The following is a 10,791-nucleotide window of genomic DNA, read 5'->3' as shown; positions in this document are numbered from 1 at the left end:
GGGTTATACCTGGTCTCGTTTCGATCCCAGTAGTGAAGTCCTTTTGTGTTTTGTTTGTGTACTATGGTTTTCTATGGGAATTTCATTTCGCTGCAAGCTTTCTATTACTATAATTTATCTATTTCTTTTTGACTGTTTTTTTATGTTACTTATCTTTTTACTTAATACCGTTATTGCATAATTTTAGGTGATTTTTTTGAATATCAATATATTAGATACTACTTTACGAGATGGAGAACAAACACCTGGGGTTTCTTTAACTTCTCAAGAAAAATTTAGAATTGCCACTAAACTTGATGAAATTGGAGTTAATTTTATTGAAGCAGGTTCTGCAATTACTTCTGAAGGTGAAAGAGAATCCATTAAAGAAATTTCAGCACAAGGTTTCAATGCTGAAATTTTAAGTTTTTCAAGACCATTAAATGTTGATATAGATTATTGTTTAGACTGTGATGTTGATGCGGTAAATCTTGTTGTTCCCACTTCTGACTTGCATATTTCAGATAAGTTAAAAATTTCAAAGGATGAACTTTTGGATTTGTCCAACAATGCTGTTGATTACTGTAAGGACCATGGTTTGATTGTTGAATTGTCTGCTGAAGATGCTTCCAGAAGTGATGTTGATTTCTTAAAAAATATATATGTTAATGCTATAGATCATGGTGTAGATAGGATCTGTGTTTGTGATACTGTAGGTATTTTAACACCAGATACTTCTTATGATTTGTTTTCTAAATTAAACGATATCAAAGTTCCTATTTCATGTCATTGTCATAATGATTTTGGCCTTGCTGTTGCTAATACTTTATCTGCAATCAAGGGTGGAGCATCTGAAATTCACACAACCATTAATGGTATAGGTGAGAGAGCTGGAAATACTTCCTTTGAAGAATGTGTTGTAAGTATTGACAGATTGCTTCCTGATTTTTCAACAGGCATTAAAATCAATCAGATTTATGATGTATCTAAATTAGTTGCAAGATTGACTGGTGTGTACATTCAACCCAACAAGGCGATTGTTGGTGAAAATGCATTTGCTCATGAATCCGGGATACATTCTGATGGAATCATTAAAAATTCCGCTACTTATGAACCTATGACTCCTGAACTTGTTGGAAGGACTCGTAAGTTTATTATTGGTAAACATATGGGAACTCATGGTTTGAATTCCAGATTAAAGGAAATAGGTTTGGAAGTAAATGAAAGTCAGCTTAAACAGATATGTGATGATATTAAAGATTTGGCGGACATGGGAAAAACCGTCACTGATGTGGATTTGCAGGTAATAGCTGACAATGTTTTGGAAATTAATCATGAAGACCGTATTAAACTTGATGAGATTACTATTGTTTCCGGAAATAAGGTCATGCCTACTGCATCTGTTAAACTTATTGTAGATGGTGAGGAAATTTTAAATGCTGGTGTTGGTATTGGTCCTGTTGATGCTGCAATCAATGCAATCAAATCGTTAGGCATGTTCAAGGATATAGAGCTTATTGAGTATCACGTAGATTCTATCACTGGGGGTACAGATGCATTTATTGATGTAATTATCAAACTGCAAAAAGAGGATAATGTAGTGTCTGCTCGTGGTACTGAGGCGGATATTATTAATGCCAGTGTTAAGGCTTATATTGCCGGTGTAAATAGGTTGCTTAGGGATTAGTGGTCACATGATTAGGGATAATATAAAAATTTTAGGTTTTAATGCAAATATTGCTTCTGTTGGTGAAACTCTTTCGCAAATTGATGATATTAAAAAAGATGGTGAAATTATTCAACTTTTAAATGCAGATGCAATCGCTGGTAAAAATCACATAATTCATGGGGTCAATCAGGCATTTCTTGCATTTGACCGTGGTGAAAATCTTGCAAAAGACATTAGTGTTGAAATTGTTGTGAGATGTTCTGCTCAAAGACAGATTTCCAAAGCCTTCAATATATTGGGATTAAAAGAAGGGGATATGAATCTATGTGCAGTTTTGGTTAATTGTATTGATTATTCTAATGATCTTTCCAAGTTATTTGACCGCAATGATGATGTATTATCCGCTGATGTGGATAAATTGAAAGAGATTTATAAAATTGGTGATGTCGAATTGGAAAACATGTCTGCTGAAGACATATTGGTTGATAGAATAACCAAACTTACAGTTGATTATTAATTTCTTCAATTATTTTATCAAGATATTCTTTTTCAAGGCAGTCATATGCCAGGTTTTTAATTTCAACTGCAATTGCCTTCTGTTTTATTCTGTTGTAGTTTGGGCAAGTGGTAATAAATCCGCTTTTGTCAATAGGCAGTGACTTTCTTAAATTCCAACTTATTTCTTTTGCATTATCATGATGTATAATTACATTAACGCCTCTTTTATTTGGATGGGTTGTGTTAGGTATGTTGTTTTTTAGATGCTTTGTTGCATTAAATGTAACTTCAAGTTTTTCATCAACATTTTCAAGTTCGCAACATATACCTCCACATACAATTTGTGATGTTTTGCTTAATTTTTGAGGAAGTTTTGTTCTTTCAAAGATTTCTGTATTGTCTGTACTTATGAATCCTCCGCTTCCCACATTAATCATTTTTGGAGAACCTGTTGATGCGATGATTATGTCTGAATACTTTCCATTTCCAAGATTATTCTTTCTGTCCCCTATTCCTGCCGATGCATCCTCAATACTTAAAATGTCATTGGCACTGCAATATTTTGAAATGCTTTTGGTGTCTTGTTCAGCGCAGTAACCTGCAAAACTTGTGTATATTAATGCAGAATCCTTTTCAATGTCCATTTCATCTAAATATTTTGGATTTATAATTCCCAAATCTGTTTTCAGCGTTTTGATGTTTTTTCCTAAGAATTTTGCAATCTGCTTAAAACCGTGCCATCCTCCTTGGTCTGGCACAATAATATCTCCCTCAACTGCTGAAAGTGCAATGAAAATGCTGTTGTTTCCGCTTGATGTGATTTTAACATTCTCATGGTCTGTCAAATTCTGAATCTTGTTTATCGCTTTTGTTTCAAAGTCATCATTAAGATTTCCTTTTGCAATTTCAGACATTGTTTCTAACGTTTTATTAGAGGGGGTTTTAAACTTAAACATATCACTCACTTTTTGAAGTACATATCAAGGGTGGTTTGCTTTGTGTGAAGCATTTCATTTAGCAATGTTCCCTGCTTAACATATCTGCGAATAGGAATCCTTAATTTTTCTCCAGAATACTTTAAACAATCTTCCAATGTTTCAAATTCTAAGTAAGGTCTTAACATTGCTTCTTTTATATTTTCTCTTACATTAAATACTCCTAATGGTACATATCCATCATATGCTTCTCTTAAAATTATCAATCCTGATTGTTTTTTAATTTTTAAGAGATAGTCAAGGACTGCCATTTTTGCAGTATAATAACACCCGCCAACGCAGGAATATTCTTTTTTACCTCCATTGGTTTCATAATCTGAAAATATTAATTCTTCATTTTTCATTAGTTTTATAAATGCTTCATACCATTCATATTGCCATTCTGTAGGTGTTAAAATTATAATATAATAATTATTAAGTGCTCCAAATTCAAAAACTCTATATGTATCCAGTTTTTCGAATTTTCTAACTTCTTTTAAAAATTCATCTGCTAATGTTGAATCACATGCAGTAATAGACCATCTGGTTGGAACAAGTTTTCTTTTATTTTTTGTACCAATTGCACCAACTGAAAATGCTTTTTGCATAGCTGAGAATGGAACTTCCTTGTTATGTAGATTTAAAACAGCTTCTGTTGCTTTTAAATCAGTATCATAAAATGTTTTTTCCAATTGTTTATCCCATCTAACAGCATCAATGTCAAATTTTTCTATAACTGCACTGGGTCCATGGGGCATACTATCTTCTGTAAGTAATGATCCTGTCGGTCGACGTCCGAATGTGGCTTCACTATCAATTGTTTTGGATGCAAGTGAAATGTCTTGAAGCTTTTCAACAAAAGGATTTTCCAAATCATCAATCTTTATCAGCTGTTTTCCTCGTACAAGACTCATTCTATAATCTATAATTTCATTCTGGGTCTTGTTTTGTCCGATCCATTCTTCGGGAGAGTCCATAATATGAGTATCGCCCATTTGGGAACTCATCATAGGTCCGGCATAGACTTTAGGATATGACCATCTTCCAATAAAAACTGATGGGGGTGTGGTTCCTTCTAAATTTTTTCCGACTTTAACAGACTTCATTTGAATTTGTTCTGTTAATTTGGCAAGATAAGCATTTTTTGTGGTTTTCATGTTTTCTAAAAAAAGTAAAAAAATAAAATACTATTGATTAAAATAGTATTTAACAGAATTCGATGGTTGCAGGTGGTTTGTCACTAACGGATAGTGCAACGTGTGTAACTTCAGAAATCTCTGATGTGATTCTTTTTGAAATGGTTTGAACGACTTCCCAAGGAAGTTCAGCAACGGATGCAGTCATAGCATCAATTGAATTAACTACTCTAACTATAACGAGATATCCGAAGTCTCTTTGATCTCCTTTAACACCTGTAACTTTAGTGTCAGTTAGCACTGCAAAGTATTGCCATACATCCTTGTCAATGCCTGCAGCTTCGATTTCATCGCAAACAATTTTGTTTGCTTTTCTGCATATTTCAACATTTTCTCTTGTAAGGGCTCCAACGACACGTACACCAAGTCCTGGTCCTGGGAAAGGTTGTCTGTATACTGTTGTAGCCGGTAAGTCTAATTCATCACCGATTTCTCTAACTTCATCTTTATATAAGTCACGAATTGGTTCACATAATTCCAATACCATTCCACTTGGAAGAGCTAGGTTGTGGTGAGATTTGATTTCGCCTTTGGTTTCAATCCAGTCAGGTGCAATGGTTCCTTGAACAAGGTATTTTGCATCAGCCTTTTTAGCTTCCCTTTCAAAGACATCAATAAATACTTTTCCGATAATCTTTCTTTTTTCTTCAGGATCATCCACTCCTGCAAGAGCATCCATGAATTCATCTGAAGCATCAACAAATTTGAAATTTAATCTGTCTTTAAAGGTGTTGATTACTTGTTCAACTTCACCTGCTCTTAAAAGACCATGGTCAACAAAAATTGCAGTTAAATTATCTCCAATTGCTTCTTGTACAAGAACGGAACAAACTGAACTGTCAACACCACCGGATAATGCAATAATTGCTTTTTCATCACCGATTTGATCTTTAATCTTTTGAACTGCATCTTCAATAAATTCTTTAGGGCTTAACATTTTATTCCTCATCTTCTTCTTCGTAGTCTTCAATGATTTGTTTAATCATTGCTTCCAAACCGTTATCGTTACCGGATTCAATTGCTTCGATGATGTCATCGTATTTTATGAATTTTTCTATTTTGACGGATTTGCCTCCGATTCCAGAGATTCTAAATCCATATTCTTCATCACCTATTGGGATGTTGACATATTGTCTTTTTAAACCGGCCTTATTGTCCTGTGCTTTTGTAGCTAAGTCTTCAGCATTATCAATCATTATTACACCTTTTGACATATTTCATAAAAGTTTTTAAATATTATTTCACCTTTTGGAGTATGATGCACTTCAGGATGGAATTGAATTCCGTAAACATCCTTATCCTTATGTTTAAATGATTCCACATCACATAGATTTGAACTTGCAAGGATTTCAAAATCTTCAGGGATTGTTTTCACTTCATCCTTGTGTGATGACCAAACATCCATTTCAGGTGCCAATTCTTTAAATAAGTTTTCATCATTATTGATATTAATTTTCACTTGAGCATAACTTTCAGTATCTGAAGTTTCAACATCTCCTCCATATGCTTTTGCAATCAATTGGTGACCAAGACATATTCCCAAAATTGGAATGTCGAAGTGTTTTATATATTCTTCGCTCATGCCTGCACCTTCAAGTGATGGTCCTCCACCTAAAATCAATCCAATCGGATTTTCAGCTTCAATTTCTTCAATACTCAAGTCATTTGAAACTAATTTTGATGGAATGTTGAGATACTGCAAACTTCTTTGGATTCTATGATTGTATTGTCCTTTATTGTTAATAACTAAAATTGTCATTTTATACTCCATGAAAATATAATGATATTATTTTTAGTTTTTTTATTTATTATAGTTTTTCAAAGGATATTAAAAAAATTAAAAAAAAGTTCTTTCAATTCCTTAAATTTATATATGATAGTATATATATTTGAATTACATGGAATTAAAAGATTTGATATTAATTATAATCGCTATTTTCGTAGCAGTAATATTGTTTAAACTGTTTATGTGGTTATTGCCTGTTATAGTTGTAGTGCTAATTGCATTTTTTATATACGTATATTTGTCCGAAAGATATTAGCTGTCTTGTTTGATGTCAGTGTATGCTGAAGTTGCAGCCACTGCACCTTCACCGCATGCAACTACCCACTGCTTTAGCCCAACGCACACATCACCAATTGCATAAACATAATCTATATTGGTTTTTTGCTCTTTATCAATGATAATGTGGCCGGATTCATCTAAATCAACGTTTAACTGTTCGGCAAGTTCTGTGTGAGGAATGTATCCTACACTAATGAAAATACCATTCACCGGCAATTCCTGGAGTTCTCCTGTTTTTGTGTCTTTCAAGATAACTGATTCAACAAGCATGTTTCCTTTGATTTCTTCAACGGTTGCATTGAGTATGGTTGGAATGCCTTCTTTTTTTATCATGTCCTGCAGGTGTTTTTGCGCTCTGAATTCATCTCTTCTGTGAACCAATGTAACATTCGCTCCAAGATTTTTAAGATAAATCGCTTCCTGAAGGGCACTGTTTCCTCCACCTACCATGATGATGTCACGTCCGGCAAAGAAAAATCCGTCACAGGTTGCACAATAACTCACACCTTTGCCTTTAAATTCCTCTTCGCCATTTACATCCAAATGTCTGTGGGAACTGCCTGTTGCAAGAATAATGCTTTTTGAGGCATATTCACTTTTGTTGGTTTTGACTGTGAACCGATATTTGTCTTGTGTTTTAACAATGTCTGTTACCTCTTCCATTTCATGCAACTCGCAGTTTTTAGTTGCCTGGGATTTCATTTTTTCGATTAATTCTAACCCTGAAATGTTGTCAAAACCAGGATAATTTTCCATTTCTGGAACTTCACGACCAATTCCACCTGCAAGATCACGGTCAATTATTAAGTTTCGTGTTCCCTGACGGCCTGCATAAATCCCTGCGGTAAGGCCTCCTGGGCCTGCACCGATTATGATGATGTCATACTCTTCCATATTGCTTCCTCTTTGAAAAATGGGGATTTAATTTTAAATTAAATCCGCAATTGCTTTTCTAACATTATCTAAACTTTCGGTTGGCTCAAATCTTCGAACGACATTACCTTCCCTGTCCACTAAAAATTTGGTGAAATTCCATTTGATGTCGTTATTGTCTTTATAATGTCTGTCTTTCGCTTTCAACATTAATTTCAATGCAGTTGCACCCTTACCTTTAATATCGGTAAATGGTTGTTCATTTTTTATGTATTCAAATAATGGGTCTGCATTTTCACCATTTACATCAATTTTATCAAAGATTTGATATGGCACTAACCATTTGTTGCGGCATACCTCTGTAATTTCTTCGGTTGAACCTGGGGCCTGATTTCCGAATTGGTTGCATGGGAAATCTAGGATTTCAAAACCTTCATCTTTAAATTCAGCATAAATTTCATTTAATTCTGTGTATTGTGGAGTAAAACCACATTTTGTTGCAGAATTTACAATTAAAAGTACTTTGTCTTTGAATTCGGAGAGTGAAACCATATTTCCTTCTCCATCTTTCACTTCAAAATCATAGATTGACATTCCTTTTTACCTCTTGAATTTTTAAAACTTTAACTGTGTTAAAAGTTATATTTAATTTTTAAATAATATTATATAAAAGTTAAGTATTTTGGTATTTTTTTTAATTTGGTATCTTTTTTAAGATAATTTATGTAATTAATTTTTTTTTGAAATATCTTTCTTTTTATTTTGTGATGTCATCAATTCTAACAGGTATATATTTTATTAACAGAAAACTATTGTTTGTTCATATATTTTTCATTTCAATAATTATTTATATATAATTTGTATAGAAATATTATTAGTTAAAAATACTTTTTTGAGGGGGAAAAAGTTTTGACAGACAGGAAATTGATGGTACTGGCAATAGTTCTTATTTCTTTATTTGCAATTTCGGCTGTTAATGCTGAGGATAATGTTACAGTTGATGTTGTTGGTGTAGAAAATCAAAATGTTGATGTAATAAGTGATATGGATGATAATTTAACGATTTCTCAGGAGGAGTTGTCAAAAGATTCTCACTATGAAAATGTTTTAAATATGTCTTGTGCTGAAAATAATGTTGTTTTGGAAAAAAGTGATGATTCTGCACTTAAAAGTGAATCTCCATTGTATGGCATTGTTGATATAGGTGCAAATTCCATGGAATTAGACATATATAAAATTAAAGATAGTGGAAAACCTAAATCAGTGTTTTCATTGTCTGAAAAATCAGTAACTGCCATTTATGTTGAAAATAACAATCTAACGAAAAAAGGAATCGATGAATTGGTATCTGTCCTAAAGGATTTTAATGATGTTATGGACTTGGTTAAAGTAAAAACAAAATTTGTATTTGCAACAGCCAGTTTAAGAAAGATTGACAATAGTGCAGAAGTAATTGCAACAGTTAAAAAGAAAGTTGGATTGGATATTATATTGTTAAGTGGTGAAAAAGAGGCAAAAACAAGTTTTAACTCTGTAAAAGACACGGATTTAACAACCTATAATGGTATTGTAATTGATTTGGGTGGGGGAAGCTGTGAAGTGATTGATTTCATAAATAAAACTGTAATAACTTCTGAAAGTATGCCTATAGGCGTAAGCTCATGTTACTTGGAGTATGTCAGTGGACTGTTTCCAAATGCCACTGAAGTCAATGAAATAGAAAATAGGGTATTGTCAGAGCTCAAAAAACTTGTTGTAACTAATGATACTCAAAGAAATGATTTGTTTGGTATTGGGGGATCAGTTAAAACAATTAAAAAGGTGTTATTATATCTTGGATGGATTGATGATGATGCGGAATATATTCCAGTTTCAATGCTGGATGATTTATTGGGGGAATTCAACCAGCCAACACAGGAAAACTATCTAAAGATATTAAATGTTAAGGCTGAAAGGATTAATACTTTTGTACCTGGATTGATCATTACAAAAACAATTGCTCATTATTTCAATGCAACAAAGCTGCATGTGTGTAAGAATGGAGTAAGGGATGGAATCTTAATGGAAATTCTTGACAATGAAAGCAAGAATGTCACAGGCAAGCAAAATATTTCTTTAGATGTCGGTGACATAGACATTGCCTGTGATGAAAATGCAGAGATTTCAATTGTTCTTCCAGAAAATGCGACCGGAACAATTGATGTTAAAATCGGTGAAAATATATACTCCTCTTCACTGTACAATGGAAGATGCTTGATTGTTCTTCCGAAATTGGAATCAGGCAATCATTCGGCTAAAATAACTTACAGTGGTGATGACAATTATGTGTCCAATAAAACTAAAATCAACATTCATGTCAAATCAGCATTGCTCAATGCATATGACATGACACGTGCTCAAAACAGTGGCTATGACTATCAAATCAAATTGACTGACGAGGATGGAAACGGCATTTCAAACAAATTGCTTTCATTTAAAATCATGTCAAACCAGTATTATGCAATCACTGATGATGATGGCATTGCGGATATCAAGCTAAACTTAAATGTGGGAACATATGAAGTATATGTTTCATCTGAAATTGCAGGCAATTCCACAAGAATATTGAAAATCGTAAAGCGCATTGTAAACAACAAGAATTTAAAGGTATGCTATGCTAGCAATGCTGATTATAAAGTCAGGATTATTGGAGATGATGGAAATCCTGAAATTGGAGGAAAAAATGTTGAGGTTTACATTGACAATAAAATGAAAAGCATTAAAACAGATAAAGATGGTTTTGTCAAAATTAAAATTGACAAAAACTTTAAAGTAGGTACACATACCATTAAAGTTCAGTATAATGGGGTAAATGTCAAGAATAATGTTGTTGTAAAACATTTGATAAGTCTCAAATCAGTTACTGTCAAAAAATCCGCTAAAAAACTTGTCTTGACTGCAAGCCTGGCAAAAGTCAATGGCAAATATCTTAATAAGAAAACAGTGCTCTTTAAGTTCAATGGCAAAACCTACAAAGCCAAAACAAATTCCAAAGGGGTTGCCAAATACACTCTCAAATCAAATGTCTTGAAAAAGCTTAAAGTCGGCAAAAAGGTAATCTATCAGGCAACATACCTAAAAGACACTGTTAAAAAGAATGTAAAAATTAAAAAGTGATTGCTTTGGCAGTTACTTTACTTTTTTTTTATTTTAGGCTAGATAAACTTAAATATAAAATACGAATTATTAAATACAAAATGTTGTGTTACTATCGATGATTAAAATTAATATTCTTGTTTATTCATAATTATTAAATTTTGTTCATGGTGTCGCTAAATGTGGGGTTGTATGATAAAATCATCATTTCATTAAAGAAATTATTGTAAAAAAGAGAGATGATAGGTGTTTAATTGAGGTTTTAAACACCTGTGTTTTGAGGAAAATTATTTATTTGGCAGATTTTTTTTTTAATTTTCCAACGACTTGTATCAAATTAGAGAAATTGTGCAAAATCTAATTTAACACATTATAATTTCGGAGATTAGTATTGACTAATAA

10 protein-coding genes are annotated in these 10,791 nt (G+C 32.8%); 3 read left to right on the top strand and 7 right to left on the bottom strand.

All coding sequences use genetic code 11. The features are described from left to right. Nucleotides 1-196 precede the first annotated feature (196 nt). Entirely contained in the window at nt 197-1,666 is a 1,470-nt protein-coding gene (locus QZN45_RS06240) for a (R)-citramalate synthase (RefSeq protein ID WP_296811893.1), read from the top strand. A gap of 7 nt (nt 1,667-1,673) precedes the next feature. Further along, on the top strand, nt 1,674-2,165 hold the full coding sequence (gene cgi121, locus QZN45_RS06235; RefSeq protein WP_292605876.1) for a KEOPS complex subunit Cgi121: 492 nt from the start codon (nt 1,674-1,676) through the stop codon (nt 2,163-2,165). Here cgi121 and QZN45_RS06230 read toward each other — a convergent pair. The 7 genes from QZN45_RS06230 to QZN45_RS06200 all read right to left on the bottom strand — a co-directional run bounded on the left by QZN45_RS06230 (nt 2,149) and on the right by QZN45_RS06200 (nt 7,848). Continuing rightward, complete coding sequence (locus QZN45_RS06230; protein ID WP_292605874.1) at nt 2,149-3,102, bottom strand: DegT/DnrJ/EryC1/StrS family aminotransferase; 954 nt, start codon at nt 3,100-3,102, stop codon at nt 2,149-2,151. The genes cgi121 and QZN45_RS06230 overlap by 17 nt on opposite strands. A 5-nt stretch (nt 3,103-3,107) precedes the next feature. Continuing rightward, nucleotides 3,108-4,277 (bottom strand): hypothetical protein, encoded by a 1,170-nt coding sequence (locus QZN45_RS06225; protein ID WP_292605872.1) that lies wholly within the window; start codon nt 4,275-4,277, stop codon nt 3,108-3,110. Between the two features lie 49 nt (nt 4,278-4,326). Then, nucleotides 4,327-5,253 carry a glutamine-hydrolyzing GMP synthase gene (gene guaA, locus QZN45_RS06220; RefSeq protein WP_292605870.1) on the bottom strand — a complete coding sequence of 309 codons (927 nt, stop codon included), beginning with the start codon at nt 5,251-5,253 and terminating at the stop codon, nt 4,327-4,329. A gap of 1 nt (nt 5,254) precedes the next feature. Beyond that, complete coding sequence (locus QZN45_RS06215; protein ID WP_292605868.1) at nt 5,255-5,512, bottom strand: hypothetical protein; 258 nt, start codon at nt 5,510-5,512, stop codon at nt 5,255-5,257. Between the two features lie 2 nt (nt 5,513-5,514). Next, on the bottom strand, nt 5,515-6,075 hold the full coding sequence (locus QZN45_RS06210) for a GMP synthase subunit A (protein ID WP_292883148.1): 561 nt from the start codon (nt 6,073-6,075) through the stop codon (nt 5,515-5,517). Between the two features lie 279 nt (nt 6,076-6,354). Then, nucleotides 6,355-7,275, bottom strand: a complete 921-nt coding sequence (trxB, locus tag QZN45_RS06205) for a thioredoxin-disulfide reductase (protein WP_292605864.1) — start codon at nt 7,273-7,275, stop codon at nt 6,355-6,357. A gap of 33 nt (nt 7,276-7,308) precedes the next feature. Then, complete coding sequence (locus QZN45_RS06200; RefSeq protein WP_292605862.1) at nt 7,309-7,848, bottom strand: glutathione peroxidase; 540 nt, start codon at nt 7,846-7,848, stop codon at nt 7,309-7,311. 315 nt (nt 7,849-8,163) lie between these two features. Between QZN45_RS06200 and QZN45_RS06195 the strand changes: the two genes are divergently transcribed. Further along, on the top strand, nt 8,164-10,410 hold the full coding sequence (locus QZN45_RS06195) for a hypothetical protein (RefSeq protein ID WP_296811890.1): 2,247 nt from the start codon (nt 8,164-8,166) through the stop codon (nt 10,408-10,410). Nucleotides 10,411-10,791 lie beyond the last annotated feature (381 nt).

Origin of the sequence: uncultured Methanobrevibacter sp. (assembly GCF_900314695.1) — an archaeon.
GTDB lineage: Archaea > Methanobacteriota > Methanobacteria > Methanobacteriales > Methanobacteriaceae > Methanocatella.
This window is presented reverse-complemented; position numbering and strand designations above follow the sequence as displayed.

Bases quoted from the DNA above. Each gene is read 5' to 3' on its own strand.
- cgi121 (WP_292605876.1), top strand. From the start codon at position 1,674: ATGATTAGGGATAATATAAAAATTTTAGGTTTTAATGCAAATATTGCT.
- QZN45_RS06230 (WP_292605874.1), bottom strand. From the start codon at position 3,102: ATGTTTAAGTTTAAAACCCCCTCTAATAAAACGTTAGAAACAATGTCT.
- QZN45_RS06225 (WP_292605872.1), bottom strand. From the start codon at position 4,277: ATGAAAACCACAAAAAATGCTTATCTTGCCAAATTAACAGAACAAATT.
- guaA (WP_292605870.1), bottom strand. From the start codon at position 5,253: ATGTTAAGCCCTAAAGAATTTATTGAAGATGCAGTTCAAAAGATTAAA.
- QZN45_RS06215 (WP_292605868.1), bottom strand. From the start codon at position 5,512: ATGATTGATAATGCTGAAGACTTAGCTACAAAAGCACAGGACAATAAG.
- QZN45_RS06210 (WP_292883148.1), bottom strand. From the start codon at position 6,075: ATGACAATTTTAGTTATTAACAATAAAGGACAATACAATCATAGAATC.
- trxB (WP_292605864.1), bottom strand. From the start codon at position 7,275: ATGGAAGAGTATGACATCATCATAATCGGTGCAGGCCCAGGAGGCCTT.
- QZN45_RS06200 (WP_292605862.1), bottom strand. From the start codon at position 7,848: ATGTCAATCTATGATTTTGAAGTGAAAGATGGAGAAGGAAATATGGTT.